The sequence below is a fragment of the Sphingobacterium sp. HJSM2_6 genome, assembly GCF_049316305.1.
Lineage (GTDB): Bacteria > Bacteroidota > Bacteroidia > Sphingobacteriales > Sphingobacteriaceae > Sphingobacterium.
On record NZ_JBMOXB010000028.1, the window covers coordinates 1 to 18,543 of the forward strand.

The following is an 18,543-nucleotide window of genomic DNA, read 5'->3' on the forward strand; positions in this document are numbered from 1 at the left end:
TAAATCTAACGTTTTTGATGAAAACACTCCTTAAGTTTTTAAAATATCGTGTCCACTTTTTGCTGACGATTTACAATTACAATTAATATCCTCCTCCTGAACTTCCAGATTTTCTAGCTTCATTATAGGCCTCATATAATTCCCAGCCAGACAAAACTACACCTGCTCCTAACATAACCCAACCGGGAGCAGTCATTCCAAAAGCTGTTACAGCAAAGAAACTCAAAGCGACCTGACCTGCATCTTGCCAGTTAGGATTTCTAAGCCATTCCACAGTATTGAAAGCCATCCCCACTAAAGCAAAACGTGTACTAGCTATTGAAAAAACTTGAGTTAATAATTTCAAAATAGTTGCATTTACGTCTGCATGATTTGCAGTAGCACCCATTGATGTTAACATATTGCCGATAACATCAAAAGCAGTAGCTCCAAGACCGTATCCACTGCCCGAACTTCCAGAATCATTTTTTAAGGTCATCACGATTTCTGGAATAGTTCCTCCATTATAAACTTAAACATGTTCGCCAACTATATAATCCCAGTAACCATCAAAATAGTACCCTCCAGAACTATTTCCTCCAAAGATTTTCAATTGATGCTCGTAACTTAATGATAGCATTTCCTTTTCCAAAATTTCAAATGCTAACATAACTTTGTTATTTTTCATAATTGGTTAATTATAATTGTAGCCTTCCCTTTTTTCAAACAGTGAATAAATATAAAAATACGCTTTAAGATACCAAAGATTCATTAGCGAATAACCATGGACTTAACCCATTTAGTGCTTTATGTGTATGATTACTGTTGTAATCAATTTTCCAATCATAAGCCGATGCGATAACGTGATTTATAGATTCAAATAAATACGCATCCAAAACGTCCTCTCTAAATGTACGATTGAAACGTTCGATATATGCATTTTGAGCTGGTTTGCCTGGTTGTATATATTGTATATCAATTTCTTATTCCTCACAAAAATCTTTGTAAACTTTAGAAATAAATTCTGGACCATTGTCTGTTCATATACGTTTTGGTTTAGCTCTATGGAGCAATACCTCTTTTATTTTATGCACCAACCTAGTTGCAGGAATAAAATAATAAGCTTCGTTTAGTAAGGCTTCTCGTTTAAAATCATCAATTATATTAATCACCCTAAACCTCCTTCCATTATCTAAAGAATCGCTCATGAAGTCAATCGACCATGTATCATTAACCGCTCCTGGAACAAATAATCGCTCTTAATTCTTGCTGGAAAACGTCGTTTGCGCTTCACTCTAAGCTTTAAATTAATATTACGATAGACCCGAAGAACTCTTTTACGATTCCATAGAAAGCCTTCGATTCTAATTTTGCCAAAATAAGGCTCAAAACCTCGTGTAGGATTACTCGATGATATTCATAAGTTTGTCGATGCCTATTTGATCATCTTTTTTATGGAGTTGCTACCTTAGAGTAGAGAAAGATTTGAAAAAAATAGAATTAAATTTGTTCAACTATGAAAAGAGTATTTGATGATACATTTAAGAAAATGGCAGTAGAGCTATCTTAAATGAAAGGCTAAATGTTAGGAGCTGCAAAAGAGCTGGAAATGGATGCAAGCAGGCTAAGTAAATGGCGGATGGATCCTAAGTATAATGTTGGTACTATATTGCCGAAGAACGACAAGTTAACTCCCGAGGAACAAGAGGTCCGTGAGCTAAAAAAGAGGTTACGGGATAAAGAACTGGAAAATGCAATTTTAAAAAAGGCGGTGGCCACCTGCAACAATTTCAAATAACTTTCATCTACACATTACTTATGTGTATTGCAATAGTAAAATACAAGTAAAAAGACCAAAAGCAAAACACACTTACCTCAAACCTCAACAATTTGTCTTATAGTTCCTGTTATCTTCATAAAATATTCTTCTAAAGTTCGTATTGAATTTATTTATGGTTCTGATGTTTTCATATCCTAATCTAATGAAATAATTTGACCTATTATCCTCATCATAAGCTCTTTGGAAGGCACCATTTGAAGGTGTATGGCTCATTGTTTTCCCCATAAAAGAACTCTTTTAGAGCAAGGGATTGGATTAATTCTTTTGAAATGAATCAAGAAACTTTGATAGGTTTGCAGCCAAAAGGCTTTATTCGGGAAGGTATAAGTAGGTTTAGGGATTTCGCATTACAGCAAAATATAAAACGGACAGCGTGAAGCTTCCGTTGAGTTGTTAGATAAGCTGGCTAAATTTTACGGCATTACCATTGACCAAATTGTACATATGGGTAGCGAAGTGCCGACCGAGATAACTTTGGAAGATAAAACCGCTAACAAACAGGTGCGATTGATTGCAGAACTGGACGAAAATGATAAGTCTATTATTTTTGGTATGATTGAAACAATGTTTACCAAAAAGAAATTTAAAGATTTCTTTCAGAAAAATGTAGCGGTGCTATAAAAAACGCCAAGCTGTAAGCCGAGGGCACTGAAAAAGTCCCCAATATTTGAAGGGCTAGAAAGAAATGACCGAATAAAAGTTGATTTTATTCGGTCATTTTTATTTTAAGTATTTTTCTAAGTTTACTTTTTTATACAGTTTTGACGGCTTATTAGGAATCTACCAACTGTTCTCATTGATTTATTCGATCTATAGAGTTTATTTGTGTTTCAATAGCCTTGCTTACTAGATCAATTTCAGGATTTTTTTTAAGTTTACTGTAAAGATGGCCATTGCACCCTGTATTTCCATATTTTGAACACCATAGGAGTCTGCTCTTCCATAACCATGGACATTCTTGAGCTCACTGTTCTTGGCTTCAATTTTATATCTTTCCTTTGACTTTCTTCGATAATATTCTGATTCTTGGAAAGCCATCTGATCTTTGTGAAGTTCAGATTTTATGGAGATTGAATAGGACTTTGTCTTCGATCCTTCCTTGTAGCAACCTTCCCTAGAAGGGCAAACCTTGCATTTCTCCACATCAAAGAAATAGCTGTCTACTTGATTTTCTGGAACATTCTTTTTGCCTCCTCGAACTTTTCTGATTGCCAAATGTCCCGCTGGACAGACAAACATTCCAGCATCTTTGTTATAATGAAAGTGATCCCCTTCTTTCCTACATCCTTGGCTGACTGCCGGATTCAATCTAGCTACGATATCAATATTCTGCTCTTTTGCCAACTGAAGGTTGTCTTTTCCAGAATATGCAGCATCACCTATTATAGTATCCACTTCCATTCCATTCTTTTGGCTGATCTCCAATAACCGAGGCAGTTCAGGTCCGTCACCTTTTTCGCCTGTAGTAACGACTGCTGCTGTTATAATGCGTTCCTCGGTCATCGCTAGATGTGTTTTATAACCAAAGAAACTGCTGTCCACAGATTTATGTCCAAGCCTGGCTTCATCATCTTTAGAGAGCAGATAGTATTCTTTTGTGTCTTCAATGGTTTCCTTTAACAGGTTCAATTTTTCTTTTACAGCCGGTATTTCACTGATAGATTGATCCTGGTCAAGGATTCTCTGTAATTCCTTGCAATAGGTGAGCTCTTGATCTAGATCGTTGGATTCGTTCTTGTGTGGGAGATTCTCCTTGTATTCCTCATCGATCTGATATATCGCTTTTCTTAATAGCTTGGAGCGTTCCTTGAGCACTTCCAATGCTGTATATGGGTTCGATCTGGAATGGGTATGGGTAGCATCTACAATGATGGATTTAGATTTTATAATACCCTTTTCAAGAGCAATCGATACGGTCTTATTGATTAACAGGTTCAATAGATCCATATCTTTTAATCGTAGTTTACGGAATTTAGTAAGCGAACTTGAATTAATCACATCCTCCTCTGGAGCCATTTCAAGAAAGTATTTAAAGGACATATCATATCTGGAACGCTCAACAACATCAACATCCGAAACAGTGTAGATCGTTTTTAAAAGAAGGTACTTGAACATCTTGATTGGACTTTCAGCATTGCGACCATTGGTATGGCAATACTTAGCCAAAAGCTCCTCATAGATAAAACTGAAATCGATAAGATCGTTGATTTTTCGAAGAAGATTGTCTTTTGGAACAATGATATCGTACAAACCTGAATAGGAAATGAACTGTATTTTTTGTTGGGTAGAAAGCATCCTGATGTCCGTTAAAATCTACTTTAATATACGAAAATAGGAGCGGAAAACTGTTGTTTTCCACACCTTTTTTTGCCTTTTTCTAAGAGAAGACTTTTTCAGTGCCCTCCTGTAAGCCTGGCGTTTTTGTTTTCTATCGAGTATCCCACATTTTATAAGTGTTTATATCCTCTACGACTTTATTTAAAAATTCTGATTTGTATTTCAGTTTGGTAAAACATTCTATACCTATTGGTAAATCCTGTTTCTCTATTTCCGAACCTATTTTTATCCTATAACCAAAGCCGTCCCCGTCTAATTCCATACATTGGTCTAACTCAAATAATTCTTTTTTTGATATTTGGTTAACGTTATCAATGCTTGTTGTGGAATATTCTTGTTGAAGGATTATTTTACCATTTGCTAATTTATAAATCACAATCTTATCTTTATGGTATGTCCATACCGTTGAGAAAGTTGCATAAGTAGAAGTAAGATAAAAAACATTCCCATTCTTCTCTAAAAGGGAAGAAATTGTTTTGTCGGTAAACTTATTGTTCTTCTGAATGCTTTGTTTCATTGTTGAACAAGTTGTACAAAATACTACAATGACGGCTAAAATTATTCTTATCGTTGCTTTCATTTCAATTAAAGATTTATTTACCTACCATTGTTTTAAAATCTGCATACTTATCAGTTATCAGTGCTTTGTCTTTATTGTAAAAAGTAACTGTTCCGCTTCTAACTCTAATAATAACGTATTACCTTTAAAGATTCTACTTACCATTGTCTTTTGAAAACTAATGTCCGCAGGTGATGGATCTGAGCTCCCTAACTGTAAACCGCATACTGATGTTTTAGGGTGTATATACCACCAATATTCTACATTTGATGCGTCCCTAGGAGTTTGATTTTTTCCAACAACGATAAAAGCTTTAAGTGTTGCTTTAGCTGCAATAACATTTCCGCTCGCGTTTTTTATTTCTTGTGCAGGAGTTGCCTCGTCCCAACATCTTGCATTGGCATCGCCAACGTTTGCGTGTCCTCCGTGTTCTTTTACTGATGCTTTTGTATCATTGACCGAGTTTATCACATCATCCATTACACCGCCTGTTGGAATTTTAAATACATTATCATTTTCAGCAAGTGAACCCGTATAGTTTTCTCCTGCTTTTGTAGCCTGTTTCACGTCTCTTTTAACGGCTCCACTTTTATTATTTATGAAAATATCATTCGTAATCATGGATTCCTCAAGCACCATTCTCGTTGGATCTATAAAATTAACAGGATTATTAAAGGTGTAAGAATATGGATTATAGCTTGGCATTTTCTCCGCTAGCGGATCCACAAATTTCCACCTGCCTATCTCCGCATCGTAGAATCTAGCACCATAGTCTAGCTGATCACCTAATTCCGGTTGAACCTCTTTACCATTATAAAGATACTTATAATTTCCTCTTGCTAAAATAGATTTCGTCCAACCAAAGGCATTATAATCCTGCTATTGAACTACATCCAATGAGGTTGAGGTCCATCCCCGCTTTATTACCGAACGTACGTTCCCCAAATGATCAGTTAAATAGTAATGGTAGGTATATCCTCCTGAGCTTGTTGGAAATAGCCATAGGCAATACCGATGCGCTCTTCGACTGGATTATCTGTTGCTACTTTATTATATTCAAGATTTTCTATATAATCCCTGACCTACATTAGACTAGAAATCAATGCTGTTTTCCACAATGGTGCTACTGTAGGATAGTAGAACTAGTTGACAGTCGTTCATGTTTTGCTAAATGTTTTTAGTAAGTTCAGTTGATTATTACTAAATGACATCCCTGTCCAATCGGTTTTAGCATTGCCATTTCCATCATAAGTATAGCTACTCAATCCTCCAATTAAACTTTGCAATTGATTGCTTTTCCCTGAATTAGAATAAGTATAAGTCGTTAGGGGATTTTGGTCCCGATTTAAAGTTTTAATATTCCACATATCATCATATCTGATGACCTCAGATATCACAGTACCGCTACTACTCGCGTTGATCAAACGGTTCAGCTGATCATAGCTATAGATAAATGCCTTGGGGTGGATGTGGCTTTGATCAAGACGAAAATAGCACCTTTGAAAATGATGCTAGTTTAGGTGAGATTACTTTTTTCAAATCGACATTAAGGGAAATGAATGATAGTACTATTCCGAACTCAAAACCAGACGAGAAAGACGATATTCTCTATCTGTTTGAAAATGGGGCACGAATCAGAATTCATTTTGAACAGATAATATTGAATCTTCAGATATGATTAAATAGGTTAATCTCTTCCTCATTAAATTTTCAATCCATCCAAGAAAAACAAAATAGATTTTATGATTTCACTCCTACCCTCACCTTCTCCACAAACAATGCTGATTTTCAATCAGTTACAAAACTTACACCACAAAATGCACCACCTTTAAGATGGTGCATTTTTATTTTATGATATTTTGATATTTTGTAACAAGATTTTAATGAGTTAGCTAATTAATGGAAGCTTTACACCAAGTTTATAGACCTTGTGATAAGCATGAATTGGAATTCTATTTTTCATCATGTTTGCCAAAGAAAAGTCTTCAATTCCATTTTCTATATCAGGATAGATAATTAGACAATCTATATTACTATCATCTTCAACTTTTAAATTTTCACGAACTTTCTTTAGTCGTGCATAACCAGCTACCTGTCTAATATCTTGATGTAAGTGACTATTTTGGTAATGAAGTTTATATTTTGCATCTATTACCATCTGAGAGCCTTCCTTAGAAACCAATATATCCAACGCATTACCATAAGTTGAAAATTGATATAATATGTCACGCTTTGAATTAGGATTGTCCTCAATCATTTTACTAAAAACGTACATTTCAAAAAGTCTAGGCATATCAATCCAAAAAGGTGGTGTAACGACCTTTTCCGAAGAAGTCTTAGTAATATTAAATGCAAATTTCTTTAAAATATGACTACCGATCCGAATTGCATCTTTGTAATCTTTGTAAAATGGATTATGCTTTATTTGATTTAATTCGTTTTCACTAACATCATCAGATATTAATTCAAATGCTGGTCTACAATATCTTATTGTTTCTTGTAACACTTTGTAATTTGAGGATAGAAGAACTTTATGATTTTCTACATAACTAATAACAAATCGTAGAACTTTCTTCAAAAAACGATTTTCTATATGATCTTCACCAAATACTTGATATTGGCAATATGTAGCTGTAAAAAGATTTTTATAAGTATTTTGTTTAATATGTTGACCAATTAGAATCTTACCTTTAATACGATTATTGAGATTTTCTTGAACTTTATAATAGTTTTTCTTTAAACCCTTTCGGACAATATTTTTCAATGTTTGCAGAAAACGAACGATCAAAAATGGAGTCAATTTATCATCTTTTTGATCAATTGGAATTTGTTCTACATCCCAATCAATTTGAACCAAATCTTTAACTTCTGCATTACTTTCATGAACTGATGTCACTTGCAATAACATGCTTAAATAATCAAGTTCTAGAAAAACACCTCTTTCTGAATTAAGATCTTGAACAGCGTCGTTCTCTTCTTGATCTAATTGTTGATTAAACACTTCAGCTGAGTTCGTGTTTAACTTTGGCTCAACATAAAGATATCTACCTGTATTCCCAAGCCAATCTATGCCGATGCAATAATCTGCTTTAATTTCATAAAAGGAATCATTTCTACCAAAAAGAAAACGATAAGTACTTTTATTAAATGACTTGGACACAACATTTTGATATTTTTCAAATTCCGAAGCATTTAGATACAGTACTTGTTTACTATCATCCAAAAACTCTTCATCCTGAAGAAGTCGAATAACATAAGATCTGTGTTCCGATAGACGAATCCCCATTAGATTGAAGCGACTAAATTCTCAATTTTACTTTCAATAGTTTCACCAATCAAAACACCATCTTTCACATATTCTAAAAGTATTGGTCTAATTTCATATTTTAAGCGCAAAGACATAGAAACGCCCTCTTCTAGCTTAGACTTATCTATAAAATAAGAATGACCTAATTGCACCTCTTTTTTCTTAAACTCTGGAGATAAATTTTTATCAAATAGTTCGGCAACTTGATTAAATAACGCTTTATCAAAAGTAATTCCTTCTTCATCTGACAAATCTTTTGGCAACACATCCACAAATGCAAAACGACGACGTATTGCATAATCAATATGTCCAACCGAACGATCTGCGGAATTCATCGTACCTATAATATACAAGTTAGGAGGTAAAACCAGCTTGTTATCACCATCTATTGCATACATAGATTCGACAGATTCACCTCTATACTCTAGGGCGTAAATCAATTCTCCTAATACAGATGAAAGATTTGCACGATTGATTTCATCAATTATAAGGACATAGTTTTTTTGTTCGGTCTTATCATTCGTTGCAACTGATCCAATCTCAAGATTATTGGAGTTTATATATTCTTGAAATAAGTTTAATACACGAATGAAATAACTCGCATGTTGTCTTGCCAATCCTGAAATTGATAGATTATTTTTTACATCCTTCCTTACTTTATTTCCATCTGTATAAGCTTGAATAATATCTTTGAACAAAATTCTATTTCCATTTTTTGCCCAACCGTCTTTATCTCCTCTATACCTAAAAGCTTCTGTATCGTCTGAATAAATCAAACCAACATTATCAGTTAACGGATAGAATCCATCTGACTGTTCAATTTCCTCAATTAAATAATCTTTAAATAATTCAAAGCTACTTTTAACATTAACCTCTTTAGTTAGAGTTTGTACATCTTTTTTACTATCCAAGTAATTATCTAAAGCTCTTTTTGAAAAAGCACCCAAAATTTTATTTTCAGCCTCATAAACAATACCATCTCCATCTTGATTAGGTTTTGCAACTATTCCTCTGACAAAATCTTCATAGGTATAGCTGGGGTGAAATTGAATTAATTTTAATTGATCATCTAGATTACTATTATATCTTTCTTCAAAAATTTTGTAAATGCATTTAGCTAATGCAGCACTATATGAATCATTGCCTCCTTTCAAATTACCTTCATTCTCCCAAACTTTCTTTTGGTAGCTTTCAATTATTTCAGTAAACTTCGGCACATAAGGTTTACCACTTGTTGCTATTACTTCAATACCTAAAGCTGTATTCTTACCAATTTTATATTTTATTCCATCTCTAGCACTCAATATTTCAGTTCCTTCAATGCAATATTCTTTAATTATATTAGAATCAATTGATTCAGGAATCTCTTCTAATTTACCTACTCCTCCAATTAACTTTTCAGCTATCAATTTTGCTTCTCTAGTTTTGCCTGTTCCTGGAGGACCTTGAAGTATAATTTGTTTCTTATATTTTAGAAGATTGATTATTTCCATTCTAGAATTAGTTTTATTTAAATCATATTTATTTTTAATATTAAAAAATATATCGATGATTTCTTGTTTTTGAACTCTTACTATGCCCTTTTGAAGATTATATCTAAATTGATCGCTAGGCATTAATTCAATTATTTGAGCTTTATATACGATTAAAAAATTATCAAAAGGAATTTCTAAGCTTTTGAAGTCATCTTCATAATCGTTTAGGTGAATAACCGACACTCCATAATTTAAGACTTTTGCAAGTGCCAAAACCTTCATTCCATCGGTTATTAGCAACCAATCATCTATTTTATATTTTTTGTTATCAACCCCAATTACTATTGATTTTTCTTTCAAGTAATCATAAAATAATGGTGAATTGGATGACCATCTACATCCCAGTTTCCATAATTGCATCTTCTACCTATTCTTTTTAAAGTTCTCAGCTTGTTCTAATACATTCTTGTACACGTCATCCTGCGTAATTGGCGGATAGCCATATTGGTGCAATTTGACAATGATATCCATTTTGAGCTGCGCTTTGATATCATCACGCTCTGACCAATCGGGATATTTAGCTGTATTATCGACGATTTGTTTTATCTCACGAGCCAGTTCCAGCATCTTATCCTTGTCAAACTCAAAGCCATACTGCTTACAGATCATATCCAAGATATCGTAGAAAGCCTTTTCTTCGTAATCAATACCAAGATCTTCAAAAGAAGCCATCTCTGCACGAAGTTTCATGATCAAGTCTAACATCTGCTCGGCTGTGTCGGTCTGGATACCATCATAATCCAAGATATCACGCTCCGAACGTTCGTTATAACGGTTAATGATTGCTTGTAGGCGCTCCGAAAAATCAATTCCTTTTACTTTGTTCACCTTTTTGAAGTCATTGATCGTCTGTTTCAACAAGCGTTCTAATATTTTGATTTTAGTATTAGGTAGTTCTAAGTTTGATATTTTTTCAATAAACTTATCATTGAATAAATCTATTGCATTCGCTTTATTATCATCGAGTTTAAATATCTCTTCTACACCTTCTGAGATAATCGCTTCCTCTACCAATTTAGCTACCTTAGCATTCATCTGCGCCGTATCGGGTGCTTCACCTTTGGTTAGCTTAACCACGATGGATTTGATCGCAAAATAGAAATGTATCTCATCCACTTCTTTTGCTGAAAACAACTCCGAACCACTTACCAAGTTATATGCTGACTTCAGTTTCTTGGTCACATTAACAAAGAATTTTTCCGATTCCTCGGTTAACAAGACCAACTCAGAAGCCTTATTTAGACACTGCAATCGTTCTACAGGTAGGCCTTCAAAATAAGCCGAAGAATCAAAATTGTGAAAAAACTGATGCAACAAATCCAACTGATCGCGTACGATGATTTCTGCCTGTGCGATATCCTCAAAATCATCATCAGCAGTTTGATTATTAAACATCCCTAAGGCTTTGTTTAAGTTCTTCTTGATGCCAATATAATCTACGACCAAACCTCTATCCTTGCCCTGATATTTACGATTCACACGAGAGATTGTCTGAATCAAATTGTGCGTTTGCAAAGGTTTATCGATGTAGATTGTATCTAAGAATGGCACATCAAATCCTGTCAACCACATATCGACTACGATGGCAATCTTAAAATTAGACTTCAACTGTTTAAATTGACGATCTAATTCTTTGCGCTCATCCTTATTACCTAATATATCCCAAAGATCTTTGTCATCATCCTTATTACGTGTCATGATCATTTTGACACGTTCTATCGGTTTTATCTCTTTCTGTTCTTTTTCGGTCAAATCATCTGCCAATTGCACTTGCCCCCATTCAGGTCGCAAAGCTAATATCTCCTGATACAATTTATAAGCTATAGTACGCGAAGAACAGACAAACATTGTCTTTCCCGCAACAGTTGCTTTCTCGGTTATACGATTCTCGTAATGCGCCACAAAATCTGCTGCTATCGCCTTGATACGATCCGAATCACCCAAGACCACCTCCATATTCGCGATTGCCTTTTGGCTCGCTTCTACATGGTACTCCGAAGCGCCTTCTTGCATGGCATTCTCGTAGTAGGTTTCGATTTCCTGCACCTTATTATAGTCCAAATTGACTTTAGCTGCACGACCTTCATACACTAGACGAACCGTGATTTCATCATTTACCGATTCAAACATCGTATACTGATCTACCACATCACCAAATACCTCTAAGGTCTTGTCTATAGGTGTTCCTGTAAAACCTACATAGGTAGCATTAGGTAAAGAATTATGTAGATATTTCGCAAATCCGTAAGATTTAGTAACGCCCTTTTCTTCGTCTACTTTTACTTTCAAATCCAAATTCACTTGCGAACGATGAGCTTCATCCGAAATACAGATGATATTATTACGATCAGATAAAATTTCTTCATCCTCTGCAAATTTCTGAACCGTAGTTAAGAACACGCCACCACTTTCTCTACCACGCAAACGCGCTCGTAAATCGGCTCTCGATTCTATATTGATGATATTTTCATCCCCAATAAAATCTTTAGCATTGGTAAAGTCTTTCGATAACTGATCGTCTAAATCGGTACGATCAGAAATGATAATAATCGTAGGGCTTGCAAAATCGGTAGAACGCATCAGTAAGCGCGACAAGTACAACATCGTATAACTCTTTCCGCATCCTGTAGCTCCAAAGTAAGTACCGCCCTTTCCATCACCCTCAGGTTTACGGTGGGCTTTGATATTTTGGTACAGTTTATTGGCTGCATAGTATTGCGGATAGCGACTCAATACCTTCAGCTCGTATTTCGATGTATCTGGAAATAAGACAAAGTGATGAATGATATCGATCAAGCGAGATTGATTCAACATTCCATGCACGATGGATGTCGTTGTCTCTATACCTGATAACGCTTTTTTCTCTTCTCCTGTAATTTTATTCCAACCATAATAAAACTCATATGGAGAAAATACCGTCCCGGCTTTATTATTCACCCCATCTGAGATGATACAAAATACATTGTACTTCAACAATTCAGGAATATCACGTCTATAGCGTGTTGTCAGTTGCTTATAGGCATCATGTATGGTGATTTCCTCTTCTATGGCAGTCTTAAATTCAAATACTACAATAGGAATACCATTGATGTACAAGATCAAATCAGGAATACGCAACTCTGTACCTTGTATTTCCAATTGATTGATAATCTTAAAGCTATTAAGCTTGACCGAATCGACGTCTATATAGCGAATATGCAAATCTTTCTTTGCTGGATTATTGCGCTTGAAAATCAATCCATCGGACAATAGCTTACAGATACGCTTGTTGGATTCGTACAAGTTGGAAGCTGACTGATAAGCCAATTCATTGATTAAACTTTCCAACTCGATTTCTTCCAAATCAGGATAACGTTTAATCAAAAAAGCACGTAAATCTTCTTTGAGCAAGACTTCTTGATTCGAAGTACGCTGTAACTGCTTACCATCTATATATTGATAACCTTCTGTTTCCAGAAGGCTGATAAAAGCTTGTTCTAATTGGTATTCGGTGTATTTCATAATAACTTTTTCAAGTTAATTTTTAGGTTTTACATGACATATGGTTTATTCTTCTTTATTCGCATTTAATAAAGTTTCAATATCTTTAATGCGTGCCAGAAGTTTGTCCCAAGATAAACTTTCTCCAACGATCATATTCTCCTGCATAGTTTTATAATCAGCCTCCCATTTATCCACTATCTCTGTCGGTGGCAATATGCTGAGTTTTCCTTTTTTGTGATTCGAATAATCTAATCCTCTAAGTGGATTAACCGTTTTTCGATGATCTACAATCATGTTAAAAAGCTCGTCATCTGCAATAGCTTGTTCTCCATAACCTGCTATCATCATTTTGTCCAAATCATAGAAATGTCGCGTAAGACGATCTACTCTTATTCTGTCAATCGGTTTAGAAAATTCTTCATGCAAAAGCAACACTTTCTCTATAAACGTTCGTATTGGTAATACAACTTTTACATCAAAGACTTGTTGTGCAAAAGAAGTCGTTGGATATGCTTCATCAATGAAAGATACAATAGGTTTTTGTTCAATAGGTTCGGTAAGCGATCTTGCCCCCATTTCAAGCAACACACGTTGTTGAATATAATGACCTGATACAGGCACAACTGAACTGTAATAAATCTCTAAAGTATTCGGATCGCTAGTATCATCTACATGTTCATTATACCTTATGTCATAGAGATCTCTTGAAACACCTAACTTATCAAGTTGAACAATTAGCTCTTCTCTAAACTCATTAATAATAAACCCACCAGAAGCCTTTCTCAATCGCTTAATAGCTGATTTGGATACTAACTCGTCAAATCCTAACAAATGTCGATCTATAATCAAATCTATGTCTTCTGAGAATCGTTCTATCAATCCATAAGCTTTGCTTAATGATGTCCCTCCTTTAAAAATAATCGAATCTGCATATTGAGATTGAAAGATAGCCCTTAATATAATACATACCCACCAATCCTTCTCTACTACAAAAGCAGGTAGCCCTCTCGCTTCACCTGTTTGTTGAAGAATTTGTATTTTTTGCTCTTGTGTTAGATCAATCCACATTCGTATTGGTTTTATAGAGGTTAGCTATTATTTTTTGTATCCAAACAGGTGTGAATCGCAATTGCGTATCAACAACTTTTGATTCTAGACGACGAATAGAGGAAGTGATTTTCTCTAAAAAATCTTCTGTAACACCTTCTTGTCCCACTTCTTTAAATGCCTGCACTATTAAATGTAACAAACTATCCTTTATAGCAAAACTACGAGGCACTGTCTTTTTGAATTTTATACTACGCTTGCCTATTTTAATCTCACGCTGAGAGCCATCCGTTAGATAAACAGCTTTTAATGGAATCTGTGTTGTCAATCCCAATAAGAACAACGCCATAACACCTGTAGGTGCAATTCGAGCCCTATCTCGTTGCGCAATTTGTTTAGCTACCTCTTCTGTTGTAGGATAAATAACGCCTAGCAATGGATCTTTCTTAGGCTTTAGGTAAATACCCTGCGCCAACCGAATAACAATACCCTCTTCTTCTAAACGAGAAAGTACTTTACGAATATTTTCCGAAGACCCATATTTAACAAAATCATCCAAAAAAAATATTTCGCCAAATGAAGATTTAGAAATCTTTGTTTGTATTTGATTTTTAGATGATTCCGTCATGTTTATAATTATATCTTTGTCACAAATTTAGTAAAAATTTGTGACAAAGATATAATTGTAATTAGTAAAATAGGAAGAGAACACAAGGGTTATTATATTTGCATGAGCATGCTCATGCAAATATAATAACCCTTCACCTTAGATACTGACTCCCCCCCCCCTTAGGTTCTTCATCAAGGATTTTTTTAATATTTAAGCTTTCCAACTCAATCTCTTCTAAATCTTCATAACGCTTTACTAAGAAACTACGTAAATCATCTTTCAATAACACCTCTTGATTCGAAGATCGTACTACATCTTTACCATGTATATACGGATAGCCTTCTGTTTCCAGCAGACTGCTAAAGGCTTGTTCTAATTGTTCTTCGGTGTATTTCATATTTTTATTAAGATTTTAGCCAATCTGACAAAGAAATTACTCTTTCGTTACCTTTAGACTTAGGAAAAACCACATATGTACCTGGTTTCCAATACCCAAAAAGATCACCATCTAATTCATACTTATAATCATCATAATGAACGATATATGGATATATCTGAAGATATTCAGAACCTGAAAATTCAATATTATCTTTTCTAATTGGAAGAATAGCGATATTATTAATGTATTTAGCTGCATCTCCTAATCCCAACTCCCAATTACACCATTTAGAGTTAATTGCAGCTTCTGTTGCTAAAAAAATGAATTTATCATTTTCTTTAATCTTTTCTTTAATCCTAACTGCTGTAACTCCAGATGTGGTTTTTGGCATTCCATCATCCAACCAATCTACATAGACCTCTACACCATGGTTTTTAAGAAATGAAATTGCTCCCTCTAAATGCTCTAATTCATCATGTTTATGTGAAAGAAAAATTTTTGTTTTAAAATATTTGGACTCTGCTTTAAATTCTCTTAAAGATTCATTTAAAGTCTTATATGATAACTGTACGGATTTCCTATACGATCTTAGCTGAGAATCTGATATAAAACTCATACTACCTTTCTTTCTTTAATTTATAATTTGAAAATTGTTTACTCTTATCAAAAGCATTGTCAATATAATAATTCGGATAATTCAAAAACTCGTCTTCATCCACTAATGTAATGTAGGAACCATTCATAAAATCATATGTATCACATTCAGAACAATGTTTAATTTCTGGATTAGAATTATATCTATTTAAGTAAACAATTGGATACAAGTATTCATGTCTATATTTTACTGTTGATGTACCGTGTATATTATATCCATGGATTTTTAACCAATCATAAGAGCCATTAACTTTCATAATTACACCTACGATTCCATTTGAACGAGAAGTTATATAACCTCTTTTATATTCATGCAAAGCATATTCAATTTCCCAATCAATCCATTTACTTTGAGTCATTCGTGGAGAAATAATTAGTATAGTAACAGATGTACTAAAAATCATATCTTTTAGATATTCTTTAATCTTTTCTGTAGAAGCATCAGATAAATCTGGACTATCCGAAGTTTCACCTTGATAGTACTTTGCGTCTTCACCCAATTTTTGAAGAATTTTATTTCTCAACTCTTGTGCTTCATCATATTTATATGATATAAATGTTTTTTTAGCCATCTCCTTAAATTCTATCAATTAAATATTTTTGAAATAGAGACATGTAACCGTAGTCTTTTAAAAATCTTTCATGTTTAGCTTCATCATCTGGTGCTAGATTATCAAAAACGATTTTTGATGCTGCACCAGTACTTGCAATTGGTAATATTAGTGCATGAGGATGTAATTTTTTAAAAATATTGTATTCATCTTCAACCCCATTCATTCCTCCAATAAAAACAGCAGCAGAAAATTTATTTTTTGTAAACATTTCATTTCTCATTTCGATAAGACTGCTTGGCATATCTCCTTTATTCTCAGTAAAGAATATGTTTTCAAATTTCTCATTATCTTCTGGGAACTTATCTCTAAAAAACTCTGATTGATAAATCATCACATGTTTTTGAATTTCTGTTTTTATTGCTTGAAATAAATACTCTTTTTGTTCTTCTGAAGACATCTCATTTATAGATATCTCTAATCTATATTGTACAGTTCTTTCAATGACAAAATTTATTAATGGAGTTATTGAAGGATGACCTCCCCAAATGATTCTATGTTTATCAATAACAATACTTGCTAAAGCAATAACAGCATCTCTAATTGCAATAATATCTGCCGTATCATAATATTTTGGGTGTCTTTCTGGCAAAGGAATACTTGCTGATAAAAATATATTTTTCATAACTTATATTATTTTGAGAATGCTGTATTAAACTGTGATTTTTTTAAGGTTTTTATTTCTAAATATTCATTTAACCAATCTAAATGTTCTAACCAATAATTACGAATTGATAATTCATCAAAAATCAAAGTAATTGACTCTATCTCCTTTTCCTCTATTTGCTTAATAAGCTTTTGTGAATTGTGACAATTTATAGATTGAGGAATTCCTACTGTAGGAATAAACACCTTCAATTTTCCATTATCTAACTTTTGTGTGATATATCTGCTATGTTGAAGATTAACCTCTACATTATTATCGTTAGCAGCTTGTGTAAAATCAGTAATTAACCAATCTTGTCTTGATGCTAAATTTCTAGCTCTAGAACTTTCAACAAGATTAAGTATCTCAGATAATACACTTTCTTTCAATCTACCTTTAGTAAGGTCTGAAAATAGAGGTTTATCAAAATCTTTAGCATTTAATTTTTTTGAATAACCTAAATGTGAAAAATCTTCGAAATCACAATCTGGCCATAATAGATGAACAATTCCAATTCTTTTTAAATGAGCTTTATCTAATTCTTGTTTACACCAATCACTTTTCAGAAATTCTTTAGTATTTAGCATTAAAATCAAATCACAATCAGTCATACGATGCCATAATTCTTCTTGAAATTCATCACCTTTATCGATAGAATGAGTATCAATAAAAACATCAAAATTATTTCTTTCTAAAAACTCATATAATTGTATTGCTATATTACTTGATTCAGCACGTTTATATGAAATAAATAACTTCCTATTTTTTCTTAATAGCTCAAAACCCTCAAGAACAATATTCTTAATTTTGATCAGATTTCCATTGTATGACACTCCATTTTGATTAGATAAGATTTCAGGCATTTCTTCATTGAAATTCTTATCAAAAACTGGTAATATTATATTTGCTTGTTCTTTTTGTTCTTTTATTAATTCAATTTGACGTTTAGTAATATTATTTTTATGTCCAGCATAAATTAAAAATGCAGGTTGACCACCAGAATATTCATTGTCAACATCCTGTTCTCTGATAACTTTTAAGGCATCAGATATAATTTTTAACTCATCAAAACCCTTCTTTAACTCAATTTCTAAAGCTTTAAAGAATTCTTCATTTTCACCAATTAAAATAAGTTGGTATTTATATTTCATAATTTATAATGTTTTTTGGTTAATAGTAGTCTAGATGTTATTTTACCCCTCCAACATTGCCAGGCGACTTAACAACGACGACTGTAATTAAGTGAGTTATTCATTTACAATAACTTTTAAATCAATATCAGCTACTTCTTTAAGGTAATTTGCTGTTACACCTAGCAAAGTCATTATAGGCTCAGAAGTATTTTGTTTTGATAAACTTGGTTGTACTATGAAAATCTCAAAATTCATTGGCTTTTTATTTTTCGCAATGGCTAAAAATCTTTCTAGGTCAGCTTTAGTTCCTTTTTCAATACGACTTCGCTCATGTCCATTTCTAACTTTTGTAAATCGTCAGCAAAAAGTGGACACGATATTTTAAAAACTTAAGGAGTGTTTTCATCAAAAACGTTAGATTTA

At 33.5% G+C, this 18,543-nt stretch carries 20 protein-coding genes and 1 pseudogene; 3 read left to right on the forward strand and 18 right to left on the reverse strand.

Annotated features, from left to right (window positions below; genetic code table 11):
* Positions 1-82: 82 nt before the first annotated feature.
* The 3 genes from ACFRAE_RS17220 to ACFRAE_RS17230 form a co-directional block, all read right to left on the reverse strand.
* A complete protein-coding gene (locus tag ACFRAE_RS17220; protein WP_422798414.1) occupies positions 83-481 on the reverse strand; it encodes a hypothetical protein in 399 nt (132 codons plus the stop codon).
* A 30-nt stretch (positions 482-511) separates the two neighbouring features.
* Positions 512-667 (reverse strand): hypothetical protein, encoded by a 156-nt coding sequence (locus ACFRAE_RS17225; RefSeq protein WP_422798415.1) that lies wholly within the window; start codon positions 665-667, stop codon positions 512-514.
* 64 nt (positions 668-731) lie between these two features.
* Positions 732-959, reverse strand: coding sequence for an integrase core domain-containing protein (locus ACFRAE_RS17230; protein WP_422798433.1), 228 nt, complete (start codon positions 957-959; stop codon positions 732-734).
* Between the two features lie 602 nt (positions 960-1,561).
* Between ACFRAE_RS17230 and ACFRAE_RS17235 the strand changes: the two genes are divergently transcribed.
* Both ACFRAE_RS17235 and ACFRAE_RS17240 read left to right on the forward strand, forming a co-directional pair.
* The gene (locus tag ACFRAE_RS17235) at positions 1,562-1,777 is read left to right on the forward strand and encodes a hypothetical protein (RefSeq protein WP_422798416.1); all 216 of its coding nucleotides are present in this window, start codon (positions 1,562-1,564) and stop codon (positions 1,775-1,777) included.
* A gap of 432 nt (positions 1,778-2,209) precedes the next feature.
* Positions 2,210-2,440: a hypothetical protein gene (locus ACFRAE_RS17240; RefSeq protein WP_422798417.1), complete on the forward strand. Its 231-nt coding sequence runs from the start codon at positions 2,210-2,212 to the stop codon at positions 2,438-2,440.
* A 225-nt stretch (positions 2,441-2,665) separates the two neighbouring features.
* Here the strand turns inward: ACFRAE_RS17240 and ACFRAE_RS17245 are convergent, their stop codons facing one another.
* From ACFRAE_RS17245 to ACFRAE_RS17260, 4 genes and pseudogenes are all read right to left on the reverse strand, one after another.
* Entirely contained in the window at positions 2,666-4,114 is a 1,449-nt protein-coding gene (locus ACFRAE_RS17245) for an IS1182 family transposase (RefSeq protein ID WP_422798418.1), read from the reverse strand.
* A gap of 133 nt (positions 4,115-4,247) precedes the next feature.
* Positions 4,248-4,736, reverse strand: a complete 489-nt coding sequence (locus ACFRAE_RS17250) for a hypothetical protein (protein WP_422798419.1) — start codon at positions 4,734-4,736, stop codon at positions 4,248-4,250.
* 57 nt (positions 4,737-4,793) lie between these two features.
* Positions 4,794-5,576, reverse strand: a pseudogene (locus ACFRAE_RS17255) (RHS repeat domain-containing protein); the annotation flags it as partial.
* 296 nt (positions 5,577-5,872) lie between these two features.
* Entirely contained in the window at positions 5,873-6,139 is a 267-nt protein-coding gene (locus ACFRAE_RS17260) for a hypothetical protein (protein WP_422798420.1), read from the reverse strand.
* A gap of 29 nt (positions 6,140-6,168) precedes the next feature.
* On the opposite strand from ACFRAE_RS17260, the gene ACFRAE_RS17265 reads away from it, so the two are divergent.
* Positions 6,169-6,393 carry a hypothetical protein gene (locus ACFRAE_RS17265; protein ID WP_422798421.1) on the forward strand — a complete coding sequence of 75 codons (225 nt, stop codon included), beginning with the start codon at positions 6,169-6,171 and terminating at the stop codon, positions 6,391-6,393.
* 210 nt (positions 6,394-6,603) lie between these two features.
* Here the strand turns inward: ACFRAE_RS17265 and ACFRAE_RS17270 are convergent, their stop codons facing one another.
* From ACFRAE_RS17270 to ACFRAE_RS17320, 11 genes are all read right to left on the reverse strand, one after another.
* Positions 6,604-8,001, reverse strand: coding sequence for a 5-methylcytosine restriction system specificity protein McrC (locus ACFRAE_RS17270; protein ID WP_422798422.1), 1,398 nt, complete (start codon positions 7,999-8,001; stop codon positions 6,604-6,606).
* On the reverse strand, positions 8,001-9,917 hold the full coding sequence (locus ACFRAE_RS17275; protein WP_422798423.1) for an AAA family ATPase: 1,917 nt from the start codon (positions 9,915-9,917) through the stop codon (positions 8,001-8,003). Before ACFRAE_RS17275 ends, ACFRAE_RS17270 begins: the two co-directional genes overlap by 1 nt.
* A gap of 3 nt (positions 9,918-9,920) precedes the next feature.
* Positions 9,921-13,058 (reverse strand): type I restriction endonuclease subunit R, encoded by a 3,138-nt coding sequence (locus ACFRAE_RS17280; protein ID WP_422798424.1) that lies wholly within the window; start codon positions 13,056-13,058, stop codon positions 9,921-9,923.
* Between the two features lie 45 nt (positions 13,059-13,103).
* Positions 13,104-14,108: a nucleotidyl transferase AbiEii/AbiGii toxin family protein gene (locus ACFRAE_RS17285; RefSeq protein ID WP_422798425.1), complete on the reverse strand. Its 1,005-nt coding sequence runs from the start codon at positions 14,106-14,108 to the stop codon at positions 13,104-13,106.
* Positions 14,098-14,715 carry a DUF6088 family protein gene (locus ACFRAE_RS17290; protein ID WP_422798426.1) on the reverse strand — a complete coding sequence of 206 codons (618 nt, stop codon included), beginning with the start codon at positions 14,713-14,715 and terminating at the stop codon, positions 14,098-14,100. Before ACFRAE_RS17290 ends, ACFRAE_RS17285 begins: the two co-directional genes overlap by 11 nt.
* Positions 14,716-14,848: 133 nt before the next feature.
* A complete protein-coding gene (locus ACFRAE_RS17295; RefSeq protein ID WP_422798427.1) occupies positions 14,849-15,094 on the reverse strand; it encodes a hypothetical protein in 246 nt (81 codons plus the stop codon).
* A gap of 7 nt (positions 15,095-15,101) precedes the next feature.
* Positions 15,102-15,692: a toll/interleukin-1 receptor domain-containing protein gene (locus tag ACFRAE_RS17300; RefSeq protein WP_422798428.1), complete on the reverse strand. Its 591-nt coding sequence runs from the start codon at positions 15,690-15,692 to the stop codon at positions 15,102-15,104.
* A gap of 1 nt (position 15,693) precedes the next feature.
* Positions 15,694-16,302, reverse strand: a complete 609-nt coding sequence (locus ACFRAE_RS17305) for a TIR domain-containing protein (RefSeq protein WP_422798429.1) — start codon at positions 16,300-16,302, stop codon at positions 15,694-15,696.
* A gap of 4 nt (positions 16,303-16,306) precedes the next feature.
* A complete protein-coding gene (locus tag ACFRAE_RS17310) occupies positions 16,307-16,966 on the reverse strand; it encodes a hypothetical protein (protein WP_422798430.1) in 660 nt (219 codons plus the stop codon).
* Positions 16,967-16,974: 8 nt separating this feature from the next.
* Entirely contained in the window at positions 16,975-18,138 is a 1,164-nt protein-coding gene (locus ACFRAE_RS17315; RefSeq protein WP_422798431.1) for a toll/interleukin-1 receptor domain-containing protein, read from the reverse strand.
* Between the two features lie 96 nt (positions 18,139-18,234).
* Positions 18,235-18,375: a hypothetical protein gene (locus tag ACFRAE_RS17320; protein WP_422798432.1), complete on the reverse strand. Its 141-nt coding sequence runs from the start codon at positions 18,373-18,375 to the stop codon at positions 18,235-18,237.
* Between the last annotated feature and the right edge of the window lie 168 nt (positions 18,376-18,543).